Annotated in this window: 20 protein-coding genes; 11 read left to right on the forward strand and 9 right to left on the reverse strand. The window is 72.2% G+C overall.

Annotated elements, in window-relative coordinates; genetic code table 11:
* Positions 1-58 precede the first annotated feature (58 nt).
* The gene (locus KCQ71_RS10160; protein ID WP_223405431.1) at positions 59-1,741 is read left to right on the forward strand and encodes a DUF885 domain-containing protein; all 1,683 of its coding nucleotides are present in this window, start codon (positions 59-61) and stop codon (positions 1,739-1,741) included.
* The gene (locus KCQ71_RS10165; RefSeq protein WP_223405433.1) at positions 1,738-2,349 is read left to right on the forward strand and encodes a hypothetical protein; all 612 of its coding nucleotides are present in this window, start codon (positions 1,738-1,740) and stop codon (positions 2,347-2,349) included. Before KCQ71_RS10160 ends, KCQ71_RS10165 begins: the two co-directional genes overlap by 4 nt.
* A 40-nt stretch (positions 2,350-2,389) precedes the next feature.
* On the opposite strand, the gene KCQ71_RS10170 is transcribed toward KCQ71_RS10165, so the two are convergent.
* Both KCQ71_RS10170 and KCQ71_RS10175 read right to left on the reverse strand, forming a co-directional pair.
* Positions 2,390-2,935, reverse strand: a complete 546-nt coding sequence (locus KCQ71_RS10170) for a hypothetical protein (protein WP_223405435.1) — start codon at positions 2,933-2,935, stop codon at positions 2,390-2,392.
* Between the two features lie 91 nt (positions 2,936-3,026).
* Complete coding sequence (locus tag KCQ71_RS10175) at positions 3,027-4,022, reverse strand: NAD-dependent epimerase/dehydratase family protein (protein ID WP_223405437.1); 996 nt, start codon at positions 4,020-4,022, stop codon at positions 3,027-3,029.
* A 62-nt stretch (positions 4,023-4,084) separates the two neighbouring features.
* On the opposite strand from KCQ71_RS10175, the gene KCQ71_RS10180 reads away from it, so the two are divergent.
* From KCQ71_RS10180 to KCQ71_RS10215, 8 genes are all read left to right on the forward strand, one after another.
* Positions 4,085-4,918 (forward strand): TetR/AcrR family transcriptional regulator, encoded by an 834-nt coding sequence (locus KCQ71_RS10180; RefSeq protein ID WP_223405439.1) that lies wholly within the window; start codon positions 4,085-4,087, stop codon positions 4,916-4,918.
* Positions 4,919-4,969: 51 nt separating this feature from the next.
* Positions 4,970-5,611: a Maf family protein gene (locus KCQ71_RS10185; RefSeq protein WP_223405441.1), complete on the forward strand. Its 642-nt coding sequence runs from the start codon at positions 4,970-4,972 to the stop codon at positions 5,609-5,611.
* 263 nt (positions 5,612-5,874) lie between these two features.
* Positions 5,875-7,719 carry an acetyl/propionyl/methylcrotonyl-CoA carboxylase subunit alpha gene (locus KCQ71_RS10190; RefSeq protein WP_223405443.1) on the forward strand — a complete coding sequence of 615 codons (1,845 nt, stop codon included), beginning with the start codon at positions 5,875-5,877 and terminating at the stop codon, positions 7,717-7,719.
* A gap of 88 nt (positions 7,720-7,807) precedes the next feature.
* Positions 7,808-8,788, forward strand: a complete 981-nt coding sequence (locus KCQ71_RS10195) for an NUDIX domain-containing protein (protein ID WP_223405444.1) — start codon at positions 7,808-7,810, stop codon at positions 8,786-8,788.
* A 140-nt stretch (positions 8,789-8,928) separates the two neighbouring features.
* Positions 8,929-9,912, forward strand: a complete 984-nt coding sequence (gene dapD, locus KCQ71_RS10200) for a 2,3,4,5-tetrahydropyridine-2,6-dicarboxylate N-succinyltransferase (RefSeq protein WP_223405446.1) — start codon at positions 8,929-8,931, stop codon at positions 9,910-9,912.
* A gap of 8 nt (positions 9,913-9,920) precedes the next feature.
* On the forward strand, positions 9,921-10,823 hold the full coding sequence (locus tag KCQ71_RS10205) for a hypothetical protein (RefSeq protein WP_223405448.1): 903 nt from the start codon (positions 9,921-9,923) through the stop codon (positions 10,821-10,823).
* A gap of 57 nt (positions 10,824-10,880) precedes the next feature.
* On the forward strand, positions 10,881-11,675 hold the full coding sequence (locus KCQ71_RS10210; RefSeq protein ID WP_223405450.1) for a hypothetical protein: 795 nt from the start codon (positions 10,881-10,883) through the stop codon (positions 11,673-11,675).
* Positions 11,676-11,678: 3 nt separating this feature from the next.
* Complete coding sequence (locus KCQ71_RS10215; RefSeq protein ID WP_223405452.1) at positions 11,679-12,470, forward strand: hypothetical protein; 792 nt, start codon at positions 11,679-11,681, stop codon at positions 12,468-12,470.
* Positions 12,471-12,543: 73 nt separating this feature from the next.
* Here KCQ71_RS10215 and KCQ71_RS10220 read toward each other — a convergent pair whose 3' ends face one another.
* From KCQ71_RS10220 to fdxA, 3 genes are all read right to left on the reverse strand, one after another.
* Positions 12,544-13,842, reverse strand: a complete 1,299-nt coding sequence (locus KCQ71_RS10220; protein ID WP_223405454.1) for a citrate synthase — start codon at positions 13,840-13,842, stop codon at positions 12,544-12,546.
* Positions 13,843-13,963: 121 nt separating this feature from the next.
* Positions 13,964-15,091 (reverse strand): succinyldiaminopimelate transaminase, encoded by a 1,128-nt coding sequence (gene dapC / locus KCQ71_RS10225; RefSeq protein ID WP_223405457.1) that lies wholly within the window; start codon positions 15,089-15,091, stop codon positions 13,964-13,966.
* 3 nt (positions 15,092-15,094) lie between these two features.
* Positions 15,095-15,415, reverse strand: a complete 321-nt coding sequence (fdxA, locus tag KCQ71_RS10230) for a ferredoxin (protein ID WP_223405458.1) — start codon at positions 15,413-15,415, stop codon at positions 15,095-15,097.
* 129 nt (positions 15,416-15,544) lie between these two features.
* Here fdxA and KCQ71_RS10235 point away from each other — a divergent pair, with 129 nt between their 5' ends.
* The gene (locus KCQ71_RS10235; RefSeq protein WP_223405460.1) at positions 15,545-15,787 is read left to right on the forward strand and encodes a putative acetyltransferase; all 243 of its coding nucleotides are present in this window, start codon (positions 15,545-15,547) and stop codon (positions 15,785-15,787) included.
* Between the two features lie 9 nt (positions 15,788-15,796).
* Here the strand turns inward: KCQ71_RS10235 and KCQ71_RS10240 are convergent, their stop codons facing one another.
* The 4 genes from KCQ71_RS10240 to typA form a co-directional block, all read right to left on the reverse strand.
* Positions 15,797-17,905 (reverse strand): VanW family protein, encoded by a 2,109-nt coding sequence (locus tag KCQ71_RS10240; protein ID WP_223405462.1) that lies wholly within the window; start codon positions 17,903-17,905, stop codon positions 15,797-15,799.
* 109 nt (positions 17,906-18,014) lie between these two features.
* Entirely contained in the window at positions 18,015-18,533 is a 519-nt protein-coding gene (locus KCQ71_RS10245) for a flavin reductase family protein (protein WP_223405464.1), read from the reverse strand.
* Entirely contained in the window at positions 18,520-19,962 is a 1,443-nt protein-coding gene (locus KCQ71_RS10250; protein WP_223405466.1) for a PIG-L family deacetylase, read from the reverse strand. Before KCQ71_RS10250 ends, KCQ71_RS10245 begins: the two co-directional genes overlap by 14 nt.
* Positions 19,963-20,065: 103 nt before the next feature.
* Positions 20,066-21,994, reverse strand: coding sequence for a translational GTPase TypA (gene typA / locus KCQ71_RS10255; RefSeq protein ID WP_223405468.1), 1,929 nt, complete (start codon positions 21,992-21,994; stop codon positions 20,066-20,068).
* Between the last annotated feature and the right edge of the window lie 181 nt (positions 21,995-22,175).

Below are 22,175 nucleotides of genomic sequence, written 5' to 3' on the forward strand. Positions count from 1 at the left end.
ATGGGCAGCCACTCCGGAGTCCGGCGCCGCCCGAACCTGCCGGGTAGCGTGAGGCCTCATGACCGAAGCCCCCACCGCCCGCACCTCCACGCCGACCGACGCCATCGCGGACGCCTTCGTCGACACCATCGCCGAACTGAGCCCGATCTCCGCGACGTCGATGGGCATTCCCGGCCACGATCACCTGCTCGACGACTTCTCCCCGGCGGGCGAGGACGCCCGCGTGGCCGCCGCCCGGAAGGTGCTCGCCGACCTGGCGGACGTCGACCCGGTCGACGACATCGACCGCATCACGCAGTCCGCGATGCGGGAGCGCCAAGGGCTGCTCATCGAGCTCGCCGAGGCGAACGAGCACCTCGCCGACCTCAACGTGATCGCCTCGCCGGTCCAGGGGATCCGCGAGATCTTCGACCTCATGCCCACGGACACGGCCGCGGACTGGGAGACCATCGCCGAGCGCATGCACGCCGTGCCCGGCGCCGTCGAGGGGTACATCGAGTCGCTGCGACTGGCCGCCTCCCGTGGCCTCGTCGCCGCCGTTCGCCAGGTTGAGGAATGCGTCAAGGAGGCCGACGACCTCGCCGGGGACACCTCGTTCTGGACCACCTTCGCGACCGGCGCCCAGCCCGACGGCGCCGCACCCGCGAGCGCGCTCGCCGGCCACCTGGCCGACGGCGCCGAACAGGCCCGGGCCGCCTACGGCACGCTCGCCTCGGCCCTGCGAGAACTGTCCGACCAGGCCCCGGCCGACGACGCCGTCGGGCGGGAGCGCTACGCGCGCTTCTCGCGCCGCTTCCTCGGCGCCGCGATCGACCTCGACGAGACCTACGAGTGGGGCCTGGAGGAGCTCGCGCGGATCGTCGCCGAGCAGGAGCAGGTGGCCGCCCAGATCGGCGGTCCGGGCACGGCCATCCGCGACGCCATGGCCGCGCTGAGCGCCGATCCCGCCCGCAAACTCCACGGCACGGAGGCGCTGCGGGAGTGGATGCAGACCACCTCCGACGCCGCCCTCGACGCCCTCGCCGACACCCAGTTCGACATCCCCGAGCCGGTCCGTCGGCTGGAGTGCCGCATCGCACCGACTCAGTCCGGTGGCATCTACTACACCGGCCCGAGCGAGGACTTCTCCAGGCCGGGCCGGATGTGGTGGTCCGTGCCGGCGGGCGTGACCGAGTTCGACACCTGGGTCGAGAAGACCACCGTCTACCACGAGGGCGTGCCCGGTCACCACCTGCAGGTCGGCCAGACGGTCTACCGCTCCGCCCTGCTGAACCGCTGGCGCCGGATGGCCTGCTGGGTCAGCGGACACGGCGAGGGCTGGGCCCTGTACGCGGAGCGGCTGATGGCCGATCTCGGCTTCCTCGACGACCCGGGCGACCGCATGGGCATGCTCGACGGTCAGCGGCTCCGGGCCGCACGGGTGGTCATCGACCTCGGCGTGCACCTGGGCAAGCCGTGCCCGGACGAGTGGGGCGGCGGCACCTGGAACGCCGAGAAGGCATGGCCGTTCCTGACGGCGAACGCCAACATGGCCGAGGGCTTCCTGCGGTTCGAGCTCAACCGGTACCTCGGCTGGCCCGGGCAGGCGCCCGCCTACAAGGTGGGCCAGCGGCTCTGGGAGCAGATCCGGGACGAGACGGCCGCCCGCGAGGGCGCCGACTTCGACCTCAAGGCGTTCCACCGGCGCGCCCTGGACGTCGGTTCCGTCGGCCTGGACACCCTGCGCGAGGCGCTGGCGTGACCCAGTCCGGCGGCGGGCCGGACGCCACGCCCGACGGCGGTGTGGCCCGGTCGGCCGCCGATCCTGTGGTGATCGCGGTCTACTACCCGACCGCGGAGGGTTTCGATACGCCGCCGGCGGCGGCGGACCTGCAGGACCCCGGCCCGCGGGCCTCCGTCGCGGTCCGGCTGGTGTGGCTCGGTGCCGTTCTGCTCATCCTCAGCGTGATCCTCGCGATCCTGCAGCTCCCCGGCCCTCCCATCCTCGTGGCCGTGGGACTGGTCGCCGGACTCCTCGCGTTTCGTTTCAGGCAGGCCGAGCGGAAGGTGGCAGCCCAGGAGAAGGCCTGGCTGGCCGGCTGGCCCCGGCTGGTGGCGGACCCCGAGTACACGATCGGCAGACTGAGCGACGTGACCCTGAAGGAGGGGAACACACGGAGTTTCGGCATCGAGGGGTCGGTGACCTACCGGGATGGCGCCGGCATCGAACACGTCGTCACGATCCCCGGCGGCGTCGTGCCCCGGGCCGGGGGCGTTGAGCCGCCCGCCCTGTACGCACCCGTGGCGGTGTGGCACAGCCAGGACCACTCGGTGGTGCTGCTGCGGTTCTCGACGGCGCTCGCAGCGTGACCCGGTTCGGCGGGCGCGGCCGCTCGGATGCCGGACCGGCTCAGGCCCGCTCACAGAGCGGGCCGGCCTCGTCGAACTCGGCCGTGTCCGCACAGGTCCGGTACCCCCAGGTCCCCGACCCGTATCTGTCCTGGGTCGCGTCGGTGAAGATCTCGACGCCGTCGATGCCGGCGCCGACGCGGTAGTACGTGACGATCGGATCGCCCTCCGTCGTCGGGCCCTGGACCGCGACCTCGGCACCCGGACCGTCCGGGCCACCGGCCGCGTTCAGGCAGGTCACGACGTCGGCGGGCCACACGAACGCGCCCTGCTCGAAGACCACGTCGCCGCAACCCGGCAGCGGTTCCCGGTCCCGGAACTCCGGGGGCGCGGCGTCCGAGGTTCGCGAAGCCCCGATCACGGAGCTTTCCGGCGCCGCCGAGGAGACGGCCGGGTCGGTGGGCTCGGACGCGGAGTAGGGCGAGTCGATCGGCGCCGGACCGGACGTCGCCACCCCGCATCCGCCCAGCACGAACCCCACGACGGCCGCGGCCGGCACACCGAGAACCCAGATGCCCAGCCTGTGTCGGGCGTTGACCCTGTCCATCTCGCCGCTCCCCCCCGGTTCCGCGGGCGCAATGTCACCCGTGTCCTGCCCGTGACCACGTTCGCGGCAGGTCGCCGCGGGTGGTCTGCCGTCACCGTGCTTGTGTCACCCCCACCGCCGCCGTTGCACCGGCACGCGAGATCCGCGCCTGGGCCGCCGCGGCGACGGCGTCCACGGTCTGCGTCCACGGCGTCGGCGTGAGGCCGAAGACCTCGGTGGTCTCCTCGTGCGCGGCGACGAACGTGTCGTCGAACTGGTAGAGCATCTCGATGATCTCCCGCATCTGCGGTTGCACCATCCCCACGGCACGCAGTGCCAGGCGTGGGATCCGGGAGACCCGTGCGCCGGGCAGACCGGCGGCCTTCGCGACGTCGTCGGCCACCTGCCGGATCGATCGCGCGGGCGCGCTCGGCACGTGCCAGGCGCGGCCCCAGGCGCGGTCGTCCTCGGCGAGGGTCACGATGGTCCGGGCGATGTCGTCGACCGCGGTCCACGTGTGCGGGGCGTCCGGATCGCCGACGACGGCGGCGCGCTTGCCCCGCAGGACCGGGTCGACCAGGCGCGGGCCGGCGTGGGCACCCTCGGTGGAGACCACCTGCGGACCGACGTAGTCCGAGGCACGAAGCTCCAGGGTCCGGATCCGGCCCGCCTCGTACGCCTGGACGAGGTCCGCCCACATCCGAGCCCGAACGGCACCCTTGCGGGTGGGCGGGTCGATCGGGGTCCGGGCCGTCATCGGGCTGGAACCCGCGGCGTAGAGGTAGAAGTTGCCGGCGACGGCCAGGACGGCGCCGCTCGACTCGGCGGCCGCCATGATCGCCTGGTGGATCGGCGGCCAGCCCGTCGCCCACTGCGCGTACGGCAGGTTGACGGCGTTGACGATGACGGACGCGTCAGCCGTCAGGTCGCTGAGCGAGTCCGCGGAGCGTGAACCGGCCGAGAGGTCCATCGCGACGCGGGTGATCCCGGGCCGCTGCGGTCCGGTCCCCGACCGCGTGACGACCGTGACCCGGTCACCACGATCGGCGAAGAGTCGGGCCGTGGTCGCACCGATGGGTCCGGCGCCGAGGACAACGATCTGAGCCATGATTCCTCCATTCTGTGAACAGTGTTCTCTGTTGCGAACAGTGTTCACCCGGGTAGGCTGGCATGTCAAGAACACTGTTCACACTCTTCGACCGGAAGCAGCTCGCGCCCATGCAGCACGCCCCGTCCGGCCCGCCGGGACCCACGCCGTCGGCCGGCACCGGCCCACGCGGCACGACACCGCGCGAACGGGCCCGCGGGGCGATGATCGACGACGTCATCACCGTGGCTCGGCGCCAGCTCGGAGAGGTCGGCGCGGCAGGGCTGTCGGTGCGGTCGGTCACCCGGGAACTGGGCATCTCGCCGTCCGCCGTCTACCGGTACTTCGCGAGCCGCGACCACATCCTCACGGCCCTGCTCGTCGAGGGCTACTCCCGCCTCGGCGCAGCCGTGACCGACGCCGATGACGCCCTCCCCCCGGATCGGGTGACCACCCGCTGGCACCGGGTCTGGCACAGCACCCGGGACTGGGCCGTGGCCAACCCGCACGAGTACGCGCTGCTCTACGGCACGCCCGTGATCGGGTACGCCGCGCCACCGGAGACGGTCGAGCCGGCCACCCGCGTGGTGGTCCGCCTCGCCGAGATTCTCTTCCACGCGGCACGGCGTGGACTGCTCACCGAGCGCCTCGACCTCAGCGACCCAGCGCCGACCGCGGGCCTGCGGGCGGACGCCGAGGCCCTCATGGCGACGATCCGTGAGCTCGGCGTGGCCGTCCCGGACGACCTGGACCCGGCCGACCCGCTGCGGGTGGTGAACGCTTGGAGTGAGCTGTTCGGGGCCATCTCGTTCGAGCTGTTCGGTCACTACGTCCGCAGCATCACCCGCCACGCCGAGCACCTCGACACGCTCGCTGCCGCCTCCGCCCGTCAGGTCGGGCTACCCGAGCAGGACTGAGGCGGGCACACCTTCGACGGCGGTGGCCCGCCCGGCGGTTACCCTCACCGGGTGAGCACGCTGCTTCTTGCCTCCGCGTCCCCGGCCCGCGCCGCGACCCTGCGCGCCGCCGGCGTCGAGCCCCTGATCCGAGTCGCCGACGTCGACGAGGACGCGATCCTGGCCGAGCACGCCCGGTCCCGACCGGCCGGCCAACCCGCCGCCACGGTGGCCGAGGCCGTCCTGATCCTCGCCCGCGCGAAGGCCGAGCACGTCGCCCGCGCGTCCGCCGGAGCAACCACCGCCGACCGGCCGGACGTGATCCTCGGCTGCGACTCGCTGCTCGACCTCGACGGCCGCGCACTGGGCAAGCCCGGCACGGCCGAGCGTGCGGTGCGACGCTGGCACCGGATGCGCGGCCGGACCGGCGTGCTGCACACGGGCCACTGGCTCGTCGGCTCGGACGGACGCAGCGTCGGGAAGGTCTCGAGCACCACCGTCCACTTCGCCGACATCACCGACGCCGAGATCGAGGCCTACGTGGGTACCGGCGAGCCGCTCCGGGTGGCCGGCGCCTTCACGATCGACGGGCGCGGGGCCGCCTTCATCACCGGGATCGAGGGCGATCACCACGGCGTCGTCGGGATCAGCCTGCCGCTGCTGCGGACGATGCTGGCCGAGCTCGGGCTGACCTGGACGGACTTCTGGGCGTAGCCCGGCGCCGGACCTGAAGTTTGTACCTCTTGCACTACGCCATCCGCGAGCCGGGGCGCAACCTACGGCTCCGTTTGTAGAGACTCCACAAACGACTTGGAGGCGGGTTGCGTCGAAGGACAGACTTCTGGGCACCCGGGGGTCGCAATTGGGCACATCGCTGCAGCAGGACTAGCGTGGACCGACGCTGGTGCGCCCGAGGGGCGGTGACCGGCTTGGACCACAGGCGTAGCGACGGCGCGCCGACCGAGCGAGGAGAGTGCATGTCGACCAGCGCGGCGACCACCACCCAGATCCAACCGCTGCGCAAGGTGCTCATCGCCAACCGTGGTGAGATCGCGGTCCGGGTGGCCCGCGCATGTCGGGACGCCGGCATCGCATCCGTCGGCGTGTACGCCGACTCCGACCGCGACGCCCAGCACGTCCTGCTCACCGACGAGGCGTTCGCGCTGCACGGGGTCCGCGCCGCGGAGACCTACCTCGACTCGGCCAAGATCCTCGACGTGGCACGCCGATCCGGCGCGGACGCGATCCACCCCGGGTACGGCTTCCTCTCCGAGAACCCCGATTTCGCCCGCGCGGTGATCGCCGCGGGACTGACCTGGATCGGCCCGCCGCCCGCCGCGATCGACGCCCTGGGGGACAAGGTCAGCGCCCGGCACATCGCCCAGCGGGCCGGCGCACCGCTCGTGGCCGGCACGCCCGACCCGGTGGCCGACGCCAGCGAGGTGCATGCCTTCGCCGCCGAGCACGGCCTGCCGGTCGCGATCAAGGCGGCCTTCGGCGGTGGCGGCCGCGGGCTGAAGGTGGCCCGAACCGTCGAGGAGATCGACGAGCAGTTCGAGTCCGCGGTCCGCGAGGCCACCGCCGCGTTCGGCCGCGGTGAGTGCTTCGTGGAGCGGTTCCTCGACCGGCCCCGGCACGTCGAGACCCAGTGCCTGGCCGACGAGCACGGCACCGTCGTCGTGGTCTCCACCCGCGACTGCACCCTCCAGCGCCGCCACCAGAAGCTCGTCGAGGAGGCCCCCGCGCCGTTCCTCACCCCCGAGCAGGACGCCGAGCTCCGGCGGGCGTCCATCGACATCCTCCGCGAGGCCGGCTACCGCGGCGCCGGCACCTGCGAGTTCCTCATCGGCACCGACGGGACCATCTCCTTCCTCGAGGTGAACACCCGCCTGCAGGTCGAGCACTGCGTCACCGAGGAGATCGCCGGCATCGACCTCGTCCGCGAGCAGTTCCGGATCGCGGCCGGTGAGCCGCTGGGCTACACCGAGGTGAGCACGCGCGGCCACTCGTTCGAGTTCCGCATCAACGGCGAGGACCCGTTCGGCAACTTCCTGCCCTCCCCCGGCACCATCAACACGCTCCGTTGGCCCAGCGGCCCGGGCGTGCGGGTGGACTCCGGCGTGGTCGGCGGGGACGTCATCTCCGGCGCCTTCGACTCCATGCTGGCGAAGGTCATCGTCACCGGCGCGACACGGACCCAGGCCCTGCAGCGAGCCCGCCGGGCCATCGCGGAGACCGAGGTCACCGGCATCCCCACGGTCCTGCCGTTCTTCCGCGCGGTGCTCGCCGATGACGACTTCGCGGCGGAGCGCGTCGAGGACTTCCGCGTCCACACCACCTGGATCGAGAGCGAGTTCGCCAAGCGCCTCACCCCGCAGGTCGACGGCGACCGCCCCATCCCGGCGGCGGCGCCGACCGCACCCGCCCCGACCGAGGCGGCCACCGAGCGGGTGGTCGTCGAGGTGGGTGGCAAGCGGCTCGAGGTGGTGTTGCCGGCCGGCCTCAGCTTCGGCGGCGGCGGTCGCGCGCGCAACCCGAAGCGTCCGCCGCGCCGTTCCGCGAGTCGCGCGAGCAGCGCGGTCGGTAGTGGCGGCAACGCCCTCGCCAGCCCGATGCAGGGCACGATCGTGAAGGTCGCGGTGGCCGACGGCGAGATCATCAACGAGGGCGACCTCGTCGTGGTCCTCGAGGCCATGAAGATGGAGCAGCCGCTCGTCGCCCACCGCGCCGGCCGGGTCCACGGCCTCACGGCCGCCGTCGGCCAGACCATCGGCTCCGGCACCGTGATCTGCCAGATCGACACACTCGACGACAACGCCTGACCCGCCCGTGGCACCGCACCCGAGCGGGCCAGGTGCCCGAGCGCTGAGACGCACGGGCGGCCGCGAACCCTCGCCATAGGCTGGCCGGGTGACCCACGCGCTGAACCCCGACGGCCGCCGTGCCCACGGACCCGCCGACGCGTGGGTCGAGTGCGGCTGCGGGCAGCGCCACTGGGGTACCGCCGGCGCCGCCGGACTGCTCCTCGCCGACGGCGGTGCCTCCTCGATCGCGCCGCCCACCCGCGTCGTCCTGCAGTTCCGAGCCGCCTGGTCCCACCACGGCGGAACCTGGGGCGTGCCGGGTGGCGCCCTGGACCCCGACGAGGACTCCCTGACCGGGGCGCTGCGCGAGGCCGAGGAGGAGGCCGGGATCGCCCCCGCCGCCGTCGCTCCGCTGGCCACGTCGGTGCTCCGGCACCCGGACTGGTCCTACACCACGGTGCTGGGCCGGGCCGTCGCCCCGGTCGACCCCGCCCCGACGGACGCCGAGAGCGCGGACGTCGCCTGGGTCGACCTCGACGACGTCACCGACCGGGAGCTGCTGCCCGCCTTCGCGGACGCCTGGCCGAGCCTGGCGCCGCTGCTGCGGGTCCGGCCGGTGCTCGTCGTGGACGCCGCGAACGTGGTCGGCTCCCGTCCGGACGGCTGGTGGCGGGACCGGGCCGGGGCCGCCGAACGCCTCGCCCGGGGCCTCTGCGCGATGGCCGCCCGGGGCGTGCCCGCCGACCTGCTCGGCCTGCCGGCCGACCACTGGTGGCCCGACGTCGTCATGGTGGTCGAGGGCGCCGCGCGTGGGGTGGCGGTGCCCACGGACGGCGGCGATCGCTCCTCGGCACCGGGGTCCGGCCCGACGTTCCCAGCGGTGCGGATCGTCGACGCGCCCGGCTCGGGAGATGACGAGATCGTCCGTCAGGCCACCGCGGCCCGGGCGACGTCAACGGCCATTCCCGGCACCCCCGCCGTCACCGTGGTCACCTCCGACCGCGAGCTGCGTGAGCGCGTGAGCGCGGCCGGCGCACGGTGGGTCGGCGTGTCCGCGCTGCGCGCGGTGCTCGACGCCGCCGGCTGAGCCGGCGACTGAGCGCCGCCGACCGAGCCGCACACTGAGCCGGCGACCGGGCCCGACCACCGACCGCGCCCCGTCGACCGCCGATTCCGCCGACTGAGAGACTTCGTATCCCCGGTGCCTGTCCCCCGTAGGCTGACCCCATGAGTACACGCACCGCTTGGGGAATCGGACTGGCAACCCTGACCGGGAGCGGCCAGGTGCTGGATGTCTGGTACCCGGCGCCGGGCCTTGGCCCGACGCCTGCGCAGAGCTCGGGCCCGTACGGAGTGCCTGCGAACCTCGCGGCGCTCGCGGTGATCGACCCGGACCGCGGCACCCGCCAGGTGATCCGCCACGTGACCACCGATCTGGATGCTCCGCCGTCGGACACTGCGGACGCCTACCTGCGCCTGCACCTGCTCTCGCACCGGCTCGTGGAGCCGAACACGATCAACCTGGACGGCATCTTCGGGGTCCTGCCGAACGTCGTCTGGACGTCGGCCGGTCCGTGCGCGGTCGACGACTTCGAACAGACCCGGCTCCGGCTGCGAGCGGCCACGAAGGGCGCCCACATCCAGGTCTACGGCGTGGACAAGTTCCCCCGGATGACCGACTACGTGCTGCCCGCCGGCGTGCGGATCGCGGACGCGGACCGGGTCCGGCTCGGCGCCCACCTGGCCGAGGGCACCACGGTGATGCACGAGGGGTTCGTGAACTTCAACGCGGGCACCCTCGGCACCTCGATGGTCGAGGGCCGCATCTCCCAGGGCGTCGTGGTCGGCGAGGGGACGGACATCGGTGGCGGCGCCTCGATCATGGGTACCCTCTCCGGCGGCGGCTCCGTGCGCGTGTCCATCGGCGCCCGGTGCCTGCTCGGCGCGAACGCCGGGCTCGGCATCTCCCTCGGCGACGACTGCATCATCGAGGCCGGACTGTACGTCACCGCTGGCACGAAGGTGACCTTGATCGACGACACTGCCGACGCGGACGGCTCTGCGGGCTCTGCCCCACGGATCGTCAGCGCCCGCGAGCTGTCCGGCACCTCCAACCTGCTGTTCCGGCGCAACTCCACCACCGGCGCGGTGGAGGCCTTCGAGCGCTCCGGCTCCGGCATCGCCCTCAACGCCGCGCTGCACACGCAGTAGGACCGGCGGTGCCCGAACGCCGTCGACGCCGCCCGTGGCGGGTTGCCCTGGCCGTCCTGGCCACCCTCGGGCTGATCATCGCCGCCGTGAACGTGGTGCAGACCGTGCTGCGCACCCCGACCCCACCGCTGGTGCAGCGCTGCATCGCCACCGATGGGCAGGACTCGGTCGCCCTCGACCCCGAGCAGGCGGCCTACGCGGCGCTGATCTCCGCGATCGCCACCGAACGTGGCCTGCCGGCACGCGCCGTCACGATCGGGCTGGCCACCGCCATGCAGGAGTCCCGGCTCGCGAACCTCGACTACGGCGACCGGGACTCGCTCGGGCTCTTCCAGCAGCGTCCCTCGCAGGGCTGGGGCACGATCGAGCAGGTGACCGACCCGGTCCACGCCACGAACGCCTTCTATGACGCCCTCGTCCGCGTGCCGGACTACGAGAGCCTCGAGATCACGGTCGCCGCGCAGGAGGTGCAGCGCTCGGGGTTCCCGGACGCTTACGCCCAGCACGAGCAGCTCGCGCGGCTGTTCGCGTCCTCGTTGACCGGGCACTCCTCCGCCGCCCTGGTGTGCCGTCTTGCCGAGCCCGACGCAGCCACGACCGCCGCGCTGCCCGCGACGCTGACGACCCGCCTCGCCCGGGACCTGCCCAGCGTCGTCATGGTCGCCTCCGGCACCGACCACCTGCTCGAGGTCCAGGCGCTGACGCCCGACGGCGGAGCGGACTCCCTCGACCGGCTCGCCTGGGCGGTGGCCCAGTGGGCCGTCGCGACCGCCCACGAGACCGGTGTCGGTGAGGTGGTCGTGTCCGGGCAGCACTGGGTCCGCGCGGACGGCGGCCGGGCCGCCTGGGCGCCGCTGCCCGACGGCGCCGTCGGCGTCGACGACCCGGTGGGTACCGTCCGGCTCCGCTGACGTCCGCCGGCGGTACCTGGGACCGGTAGCAGTGGCCCGGTCGCGAGGATCTGGGTCATGAACTCCGTGATGAAGAAGGTCCTCGTCCTCGTCGGCGTGATCGTTGTCCTGGTGCTCGCCCTCGTCGTCGTCATGGGCGTCTGGGGTGATCAGCTCTTCGACGCCCTGCCTGCCTCGGCCCGCCGGGCCCGCCGGCTCGCCTGGGTCGCGATCCCGGTCCTGATCGCGGTGTTCGGTGCCACCCTGCGCGGGCCGCTCATGCGCTGGATCATGAGGGATGAGAACGCCACCGCCGACTCGGGCATCGCCGTCGGCCGGGTGGTCTCCCTCAACCGGACCGCCCTGAGCGTCAACGACGTCCCGCAGCAGCGCCTCGTGCTCGACGTCGAGACCCCGGACGGCGGCCGGTTCCGCTCCCAGGCGACGCAGCTGATCCCCGAGCACGAGTTGGGCGCCTTCGAGCCCGGCGCCCTGCTCCCGGTCCGCTACCGGCCCGGGCGCACCAGGTCCGTCTCCCTGATCGCCGACTCCTCCGACGCCGCCCAGGCGGCGCTGAACGACTACCTGGTCGGCAAGGGACTCATCACCCCCCAGGACCTGGACGTCGCCCGCCGGGGCGTGCGCACGTCCGCGGTGGTGACGGCGGCCACGCCCACCGGGCAGGTCCGCGACGGGCACACCCAGCTTCAGCTCGACGTCCTGGTGGCCCGTCCGGACGGATCCCAGTACCCGGTCACGCAACGGCTCTTCGTGCCGGCGTCGCAGCTGTCGCGGGTGCACGTCGGCTCCCGGGTGGCCACATTCGTCCTGCCCGAGGACGAACAGCGGGTCAGCGTCGGACTGGCGGTCTGAGTCATGAGGATCCTCCGAATCGTCTCGATCCTCGCGATCGTCGTCGCTGTCGGCTGGTACGTCGCCGGTGCGCTGAGCGCCGGCGGTGGCCTCGACGTCTGGTTCGACGGGCCGATCGGCGTGGTCCTCACCGTGGTGATCCTGGCCGGCGTGTGCCTGAGCATCACCAGCAGCGGCGGCGTGGGCGGCCAGCTCCGGACCGCACGGGGGCGCGCCACCCGTGACTTCGCGGACGCCCCGGTCGCGATCGGCACCCTCGTGGACGCCGAGCACACCGGCTGGACCGTCAACGACATGCCCCAGCTGGATCTGGTACTGGACGTGGAGACCCCGCAGGGCCAGCGCTTCCGCGCCGAGGCCAGGACCCTGTTCGCCCACCACGAACTGGGGCAGCTCACCGTCGGTGCGCACTACCCGGTCCGGTACCGCCCGGAGGACCTGAGCACGGTGGAGTTCGCCGTCGACGCCGACCCGGACGAGATCCAGACCGCGTTCAACGCCGTCATGGTGCGTCGCGGGCTGACGGCGCCGGAGGCGATCGAGGTCGCCGAGCGCGGGGTGCCCACCACGGGCGTCGTCACGGCGCTGCTGCCCACCGGCCGGGTCAGGCAGGACCACACGGAGGTGGAGGTGCAGCTGCTCGTGAACCGCCCGGACGGCAGCCAGTACCCGGCCACGAAGACCTCGTTCGTCCCGCAGTCGGCAATCGCGGCGGTCCAGGTCGGGCGGGTCGTCCAGGTGCGGGTGCTGCCCTGGGACGAGCAGCGGATCGCCCTCGCCCTGCCGGTGAACTGAGACAGCCGATGGAACGGGACAGGGCCGGTCGATCAGTGATCGACCGGCCCCGCGGGCCTGACTTCAGCGCTCGTCAGCGCTCGTTGATGCCGAGGTAGTCGCGCGACGGGCTGCCGGTGTAGACCTGCCGAGGGCGGCCGATCTTCGTGGTCGGGTCCTCCATCATCTCGCGCCACTGGGCGACCCAGCCGGGCGCGCGGCCCACCGCGAACAGCGGGGTGAACATGTTGGTGGGGAAGCCCATCGCCTTGTAGATCAGCCCGGTGTAGAAGTCCACGTTCGGGTAGAGTTTGCGCTGGATGAAGTAGTCGTCGGAGAGGGCGATCTCCTCCAGCCGCTTGGCGATGTCGAGGAGCTCGTCGCTCTGGCCGAGGCGGGCCAGGACCTTGTCGGCGACCTTCTTCACGATGGCGGCGCGCGGGTCGTAGTTCTTGTACACCCGGTGGCCGAAGCCCATCAGGCGTACGCCCTTCTCCTTGTTCTTGACCCGGTCCATGTACGTGTCCACGTCATCGTCGCTGGCCTGGATCTCGCTGAGCATCGCGAGCACGGCCTCGTTGGCGCCACCGTGCAGCGGGCCGGAGAGCGCGCCGATCCCGGCCGAGACGCTCGCGTAGAGGTTCGCGTGGGCCGAACCGACGATCCGCACGGTCGACGTGGAGCAGTTCTGCTCGTGGTCCGCGTGCAGGATCAGCAGCAGGTTCAGCGCCTGCACGAGGGCGTCGTCGACCTCGTAGGGCTCGCCGTTGGTGGAGAAGCTCATCCGCAGGAAGTCCGGCACGTAGCCGAGCGAGGGGTCCGGGCCGATCATCTCCTGGCCGCGGGACTGCCGGAACGCGTAGGCCGCGATGGTCGGCAGCTTCGCGAGCAGCAGCACGGTGGCGAGCTCGACGGCGTGGGAGTCGAACGGGTCCACGCTCTCCGGGTAGTACCCGGGCAGTGCCGAGACGGCGGAGGACAGCACGGCCATCGGGTGCGCGTCGGTCGGGAACGCCCCGATCAGGTTCTTGAAGTTGTCGTGCAGGTGGGTGTGCCGCTCGACCCGCTCCGTGAACTGGCTCAACTCCTCGGAGCTGGGCAGGTCGCCGTGGATCAGCAGGTAGGCGACCTCGAGGAACGAGGACTGCGCAGCGAGCTGCTCGATCGGGTATCCGCGGTAGCGCAGGATGCCCTCGTCGCCGTCGATGTAGGTGATCTTCGACTCGCAGCTCGCCGTGTTCATGAAGCCGGAGTCCAGGGTCACCAGACCCGTCTCCTTCAGCAGGTTCGAGATGACGACGCCGTCGTTCCCCTCGACCGCCGGCACCCGCGCGAACTCGAGTTCATGGTCATCGACCCGGAACGTCGCGGGGCTCAGTGTGGCGTCGGACATCATGTCCCTTCCTTGATTCTGGTTGCCTTCGGGCCGACAGTGCCCGGGCTGAAGAACTTCCAGACCAACGTACTCGCCGATCCGCGTGTTTCCCAAACGCCCACTGGTCGCGGCCGCTGTCCTACCGCATGCTGGACAACCGCTGTGCGGCCGCCCGGATCCGTTCGTCGGTGGCGGTCAGCGCGATTCGCACGTGGGACGCCGCCGCCTCGCCGTAGAACGCCCCTGGCCCGGCGATGATGCCCGCGTCGGCGAGGTCGCCGAGCGTCGACCAGCAGTCGCCGCCCCCGGCGGCCGGCCGCACCCACAGGTACAGGCCCGCTTCGGAATGGTCGACGGCGTAGCCCGCCGTGGTCAGGGCGCTCACCATCAGCTCGCGGCGGGCCCGGTAGGTCTCGCGCTGGGCGTCGACGTGGGCGTCGTCACCGAGCGCGGCGATCATCGCAGCCTGGACCGGCGCCGGAATCATCATCCCCATGTGCCGGCGCAGCAGCAGGATCCGTTCGATCAGGTCCGGGTCCCCGGCCGCGAACGCGGCCCGGTACCCGGCGACGTTGGACTGCTTCGACAGGGAGTAGACGACCAGGAGCCCGGAACGGTCGCCCTCGGCGACCGATTCCTGCAGAAGGCATGGGACGCCGTCGTCCGTCCATGGCGAGGCCCACGGCAACTGCGCGTAGCACTCGTCCGAAGCGACCACGGCACCGATCTCCCGGGCGGCCCGCACCACGGCGCGCAAGCGCTCGGCGCCGAGGACCTCCCCGGTGGGGTTGCTCGGCGAGTTCACCCAGACCAGTCGCACGGCGGCGTCGCCGGCCCAGGCGGCGGCATCATCGGCGACGACCACCTGCGCCCCGGCCAGGCGGGCGCCCACGTCATAGGTGGGGTAGGCCGCACTCGGCACCACGACCTTGTCCCCGGGGCCGAGCCCGAGCAGGGACGGCAGGGCTGCCACGAACTCCTTGGAGCCGATCGTGGGCAGCACGCCCGCCGGGTCCAGTCCGGCCACGCCGCGGCACCGGGCGAACCAGTCCACGACCGCGGCCCGCAGGGCCGGCGTGCCGTGCGCCGTCGGGTAGCCGGGCGCGTCGGCCGCGTCGGCGAGCGCGTCCTGGACCACGAGCGGCGTCGGGTCGACCGGGGTACCGATGGACAGGTCCACAACACCGTCGGGATGCCGGCCGGCCCGCTCGAGGTACGGGGCCAGCGCGTCCCAGGGGTAGGCGTCAGTGAGTTGGACGAAGCCCACGCGTCACTCGCCCTGCGGCGGGAGTGCCGCGATGAGCGGGTGGTCCTTCTCGATCAGCCCCATCTTGGCGGCACCTCCGGGCGAGCCGATGTCGTCGAAGAAGTCGACGTTGGCGCGGTAGTACTCCGACCACTGGGTCGGCACGTCGTCCTCGAAGTAGATGGCCTCGACCGGGCAGACCGGCTCACATGCCCCACAGTCCACGCATTCGTCCGGGTGGATGTACAACGAGCGTTGGCCCTCGTAGATGCAGTCGACGGGACACTCGTCGATGCAGGCCTTGTCCTTGACGTCCACGCACGGCTGTGCGATCACGTAGGTCATGGATGATCCCTCCTGAACCTTGCTGGTGTCGTCACGACTCGCCCGACGTGCGGGCTGCTCCGCCTAGTATCTCCCATCAGAGGGTCCGGCAGCGATTCGTCGCGTACTGCCACCCGGAGGGGACGAGACATGGTCGACGACGGCGCGTGCGTTGAGCCGTTCTGGCACGACTGGCAGGTGGGTGAGCGGGTCGTGGTGCGGTACCGGCTCGACGCCGGTGGGGTCAGTGACGCCCTCGGTGAGCTCGTCCGGGTGGACGATGCCGGGGTCGAGGTCGCCACCCGGCGCGGCCTGGTCGCGGTCGCGGCCGGTGACATCGCGTTGGGCAAGCGGGTACCGCCGGCGCCGATGCCGCGGCGGCCCCGCGGCTGAGCCGGCGGGTCAGCCGTCGTCGGCGTCGTCACCCGACGGCGCCGGTCCGCAGACCACCCGGTTCCAGGCCGAGTAGCGGTGGCTGTAGGTGTCGTCGGTGACCACCTCGCCGTCACGGGTGACGGTCCGGGTGACGTCCACGGAGAACCCGTTCGAACCGCCCCGCTCGGGGATGCAGTTGGCGGAGGTGTTGTAGACGGTCTGCGGCGAGGTGAACGCATACCGGCCACCGGTGACGATGCTCACGTCGAACACGTCGGTGCCCCAGAGGGTCACGACGACCTCGGAGTCGGTGACGTAGGCCTGGATGAGCACGCCGTAGCCGGTGTTGTTCTCCCAGACCATGTCGATGCTCGGGTCGTAGACGGTGGCCTCGCGCCCCTCGGGGTACCGGGAGAACCACCGGGAGTGCGGCTGGTGGGTGACGTCGGTCAGACCCGCCTCGAACCCGGCGTTGAACGAGGTGGTCGAGACCTGTGACAGCCCACCGCCGATGGCCTCGCCCTCGAATCCGTTCACGACCACGCCGGAGACGGTGTACCCGTTCGCGGCCGTGATCGGCCGGAGGGCGTCAAGCAGCGAGAACTGCTCGCCCGGAAGCACCAGGGTGCCGTTGATGTGTGCGGTCCCGGCGACCAGGTTCTCCGTCCGGGTCGGGTCGTACGGGTACGGGGTCGCGAAGGTGCCGATGACCTCGGTGACCCCGAGTGCCTCCGCGTCCGCGGTGGAGAACTCCGCCTCGGTCTGGGTCAGCTCCAGCGTTGCGGTCCGGGCCGCCGGGTCCGTGTTCACGGCCGCGGCACGCACGCCCTCGGCGAGCGCGGCCGGGTCCAGGCCGGTGCCGGTGACGGCCGGGACGATGGTGGGCCCGTTGTCGCCGAGGACGATCTGCGCGTCCTGGGGCGCCTCTCCGATCGACGGGACCTTCGCCGTCACCAGGTCGGCGAGCACGGCCCCGTCGAGGGCGAGGACCAAGGATCCGCTCGCATCGTCCATCGCCATGGTCGCGGCCGAGGCGATCTCGGCGGGCGCGAGTTCCGCCGTCGTGTCGTTGAGGGCGACCGTGACCGGCCCGCTCAGCATCGGCTCGACCTGTTCGCTCATGGCCGTGGCGATCACGTCGGAGTCCACCATCGGGGACACCGCGTCGGAGGGCAGCTCGAGCGGGCGCTGGCCGGTGAGCCACTCGTCGGCGAGGAGTTCGCTCGCGCCCTCGACGTCGAGCGAGGTCCCGTCCGCGGGCTCGGTGACGACGGGGGCGCCGTCGACGAACTCGATGACACCCTCGGTGGGCGGCACGTCCAGGCTCCCCGCGAGCGCCTCGACGGCACCGTCGAGCGCGGCCTCGTCGATCGCGGAGACCGCGGGCTGGTCGCCCAGGCCGAACACGTGCCCGAGGACCACGCGCGGGTCGAGGGTGAATCCGGTGATCCGCGCGACGGTCGCCTCGGTGTCCACGTCGAGGCCTGCCGTGGTCGGGTCGAGCTCGCCGGAGACGTCGCCGAAATGCACCGGAACCGGCACGGTCCGGGCCTCGGCGAGGCCCTCGTCGAGGGTACGGACGGCTTCGTCCACCGGGAGGCCGGAGATGTCCACACCGGCCACCCGGGTGTCACCGGGAACCCGGTCGCCGAGGAACCAGGCCGACGCCACGTAGGCGCCGGCGAGCACGACGATCACGGCGGCCGCCCAGATCAGCACCTTCCTGGCCCGCCTCTTGCGCTTGCCCTTCGGCTTGCGCCCCTTGCCGCCAGCTGCCACTGCGCTCTCGTCCCCTGCTGGTTCATCCGGCCCACCGGCGGAATCGCCGGCGACCACGTCGTCGAAATCGGGGGCCGGCTCGGCCGCGACAGCCGGCTCGGCAGGTGCCGCGGGCTCAGCGACGGGGTCGGCGATGACCTGCGTCGCCTCGGCGTCCGATGGCTCGTCCGGAACCGGGGGCTCGTCCGGAACCGAGGGCTCGGCCGGCACCGCGGGCTCTGGCACCTGCTCAGCGATGACCTGCGTCGCCTCGGCATCCGATGGCTCGGCGGGCGTGCCGCCCGGCGGTGCCTCTTCGGGGCCGTCGGGACCGTGGGTCCCGGCGGCCGTGTCCGGCGTCTCGTGTTCGCGTCGCAAGCAGATGTCCTTCGTGTCAGCCACCCGACGTGGCCCCCTGGCGCGGTAGTCTACCGGCCCGAACGGTCCCGCCCGGGACCGGAGTCCGCGCGGGAAGGCAACAAAAGCATCACGGAATCGTGGTCATCCGTCCATGGAAATGCAGGACCGCGCCGCCCGAGCCCGACACCCGCGCGGACGCCAGCACCCGCCCGACCACCACGTCATGGGTCGCCGCCGGGCGGATCCATTGCGTCTCACACTCGAGCCAGGCGCTCGCGTCGTCCAGGATCGCGGCGCCGCTCAGCTCGCCGCGGTGGTGGGCGACCGTCGCGAGCTGGCCGAACGCCGGCCGGCCCGGCGTAGCGAGCCAGTCCGCCGCCGCCAACGCACCGCTGCCGAGGATGCTGACGGCCCACCGGGAGCCCGGCTCGACGGCCTCCCGCAGCCGCGCGTCCGAATGGACGGTGAACAGCACGGTGGGCGGATCGAGGGACACCGAGACCAGGGACGTCGCGGTCATCGCGAGGTCCTGGTTGCGCTCGCGCGCCGCCACCACGCACACCCCGGAGGCGAGCCGGGACATGGTCGCGCGGAACTCCTCCCGGGCCTCCTCGCTCACCCCGGGATCCGGCTCAGACGTCGTCACGGAACCACCTCCGCGGTGCGAACGCCCCCAGGAGCACCGCCAGCATGGAACCGAGCAGCCACGCGACACCGATCGCATCATCGACCACGACCACATCGCCGCCCGGGCCGAGATACGTCATCGCGAGCACCGTGAGGACCACGCCGATGCCGTAGCCGAACAGCCCGCGGCCGTCCGCGAAGGTCCGCGACAGCACCCCCGCGGCGAGGATGGCCACTAGGCCGATGACGAGACCCCAGGGCTCGGACCAGCGATGGAACGCGGTGCCGGTGGCACCGAGGATCACCCCGAGCAACACGGAGAAGATCGCCATGACCGGTGGGTACCAGGACGGCGGGGGTTCCACCGCGCCATCGTCGCCGTCGCCCGGGTCCACGGCGGCACTCGCGGCGCCGTCCGTCCCGCTCGGCCCGGTGGCCTGCGCCACCAGTCGGTGCAGGTCTTCGGACGTGCCGTGACCGGGGGCGACCTGCAGCCCGGCCCGTGCGGGGATGGGCACCAGGATGTCGTTGCTGAGTGCGAACCACCCGACGGCGTCCGTGGCGTCGACCCGGGTGGCCAGCTGGACCTGGGTGCGGTGGGCCGCCATCGCGGCGACGAGTTGATCGGCCACCTGGGCGACGTCGACCTCGAGGTCCAGGTCGCCGTCGGGCACCACCTGGCTGGCCATCTCGCCGTCGGGGTTCGGCACGCTCAGGGCGCGCCCACTGGTCGCGGTCAGCGGCCGGTCCGGCGCCGCCTGCAGCCACGCAGCGGCCCGACGCGACGCGTCAGCGCCGCGCACCGAGAACGCGACCACCGGCACCGACCACGGACCCGCGGGCCCTTCGGCGCCGGCTGCCGAACCGGTGCCCACGGCCGCACCAGGGCCTCCCGCCTCCACAGGGTCGGCCGCCAGCTCGACGGCGCGCATGGTGACCCGATGGATGTGCACGTGATCGGGGTGCCCGTATCCGCCGTCGGGCTCCTCGGTGATCACCAGGTCGGGCCGTAGCGTCCGGATCAGCCCAGCCAGCAGCCGGGCCGGTGCGTCGACGCCGGCGAGTGAGAACGCGTCGGCCGTGGCGTCCGGGGCGGGCACGGCGCGCACCGTCGAACCGGGTGCCCACGCCATCCCGGAATCGGTGTAGCCGGCGGTGCCGGGCTCGGCGAGGGAGTCGAGGAAGAAGTGGCGACCCACGCCGAGGGCGGCCAGCGCCGCGGACAGCTCCTCCTCGCGCACGGCTGCCAGGGCCGGCCCGTCGCCCTCCACATGCTTCAGGTCGAGCGGGATCACCTCGCCGCGCTCACCGCGGGTGGCGGTCACCACGGTCACCTCGGCCCGCCGGGCGAGCGTCGCCAGCACCGCGCCGGCGCCGAGGGTCTCGTCGTCGGGGTGCGCGAACGTGGCGAACACCCGCAACGGCCGGGCGTTGATCGGATCTGTCACCGGAGCATCCTCGCATCACCTGCCGGGCGCGTACGCACCCGGCAGGGATCGCCGAGGACCCGCAGAACTCCTTGCAGAGCTTCTGCAGGGCTCCTCGGACCGGTCAGGCCTTGCGCGAGCGTGAGACCGCCTTGCTCCGGTCGTTCTGGTTCAGGATCACCTTGCGGATCCGCACCGAGATCGGGGTGACCTCGACGCACTCGTCGTCGCGGGCGAACTCGAGGGACTCCTCAAGGGTGAGCTTGCGCGGCGGGATGACGTTCTCGAACGACTCCGACGTGGCCGACCGGATGTTGTTGAGCTTCTTCTCCTTGGTGATGTTCACGTCCATGTCGTCACCGCGGGAGTTCTCGCCGACGATCTGGCCCTCGTACACCTCGGAGGTGGCCTCGATGAAGAAGGAGCCGCGCTCCTGCAGGTTCAGCATCGCGAACGGCGTGGCAACCCCGGCGCGGTCGGCGACCAGCGACCCGGTGGTGCGGAACTCGATCGGCCCGGCCCACGGCTCGTACCCCTCCGCGATCGACGAGGCGATCCCGGTGCCGCGGGTGTCGGTGAGGAACCGGGTCCGGAACCCGATCAGGCCACGGGCCGGAACCAGGAACTCCATCCGCACCCAGCCGGTGCCGTGGTTGGACATGTTCTCCATGCGGCCCTTGCGGGCGGCGAGCAACTGGGTGACCGAGCCGAGGTACTCCTCGGGCACGTCGATGGTCATCCGCTCGACCGGCTCGTGCAGCTTGCCGTCGATCTCCCGGGTGACCACCTGCGGCTTGCCGACGGTCAGCTCGAAGCCTTCCCGGCGCATCTGCTCGACCAGGATGGCCAGCGCCAGCTCACCACGGCCCTGCACCTCCCAGGAGTCCGGGCGGTCCGTGGGCAGCACCTTCAGTGAGACGTTGCCGATGAGCTCGCGGTCGAGGCGGTACTTGACCTGGCGCGCCGTGACCTTGGAGCCCTTCTCCCGGCCGGCGAGCGGGGAGGTGTTGATCCCGATCGTCATCGAGATCGCCGGGTCGTCCACGGTGATCAGCGGCAACGGGCGCGGGTCGTCCGCATCGGTCAGGGTCTCACCGATGGTGATGTCCTCGATGCCGGCGACGGCGACGATGTCACCGGGGTTCGCGACATCCGTGGGCACCCGGTCGAGGGCCTTGGTGCGCAGCAGCTCGCTGATTCGCACGTTCTGCAGGCTGCCGTCGCGACGCGCCCAGGCGACCGTCTGCCCCTTGCGCAGGGTCCCGTTGTAGATCCGCAACAGCGCGAGACGGCCGAGGAACGGGGAGGCATCCAGGTTCGTCACGTGCGCCTGCAGCGGCGCGTTCTCGGTGTAGGCGGGTGCGGGGATGCGCTCGAGGATGGTGCTGAACAGCGGCTCGAGGTCCGCCGCATCCGGCAGTTCGCCGTCGGCGGGCTGGGTGATGCTGGCGCGGCCGGCCTTCGCGGAGGCGTAGACGACCGGGACGTCGAGGATCGCGTCCAGGTCCAGGTCCGGCACCTCGTCGGAGAGGTCGGAGGCGAGCGAGAGGAGCAGGTCCTGGGCCTCCGCGACGACCTCGGTGATCCGGGCGTCCGGTCGGTCGACCTTGTTGACCACCAGGATCACCGGCAGGTTGGCCGCGAGCGCCTTGCGGAGCACGAACCGGGTCTGCGGCAGCGGGCCCTCGGAGGCGTCCACGAGCAGCACGACGCCGTCGACCATGGACAGCCCGCGCTCCACCTCGCCGCCGAAGTCGGCGTGCCCCGGGGTGTCGATGACGTTGATGGTCACGCCCTCGGGGTGACCAGCGGCGGCGGCGGCCGGGCCGGCGTACTCCACCGCGGTGTTCTTCGCGAGGATCGTGATGCCCTTCTCGCGCTCGAGGTCACCGGAGTCCATCGCACGCTCGTCCACGTGGTCGTGCGCGCCGAACGCGCCGGACTGCCACAGCATCGCGTCCACCAGGGTCGTCTTGCCATGGTCGACGTGCGCGACGATCGCGACATTGCGCAGATCGGTGCGCTGCAGCAGGCCAGTCGTGGGCACACTCATCCGCAGTACTCAATTCCGGGAGGGGGAAGGGGGAGGCGCCAATTCATCACGGGGCACCGTCATCATCCTACCGGTGCCCGCCAGTGGAGGCCTAGGCGATGAGGGCTCCAGGGCCGGTGAGTTGGCCCACACATGCAGGCGGGGCCCGAGCGGGTCACCCCCGCTCGAGCCCCGCCGGTGT

The organism is Occultella gossypii (assembly GCF_019947135.1).
GTDB classification, from domain to species: domain Bacteria; phylum Actinomycetota; class Actinomycetes; order Actinomycetales; family Beutenbergiaceae; genus Occultella; species Occultella gossypii.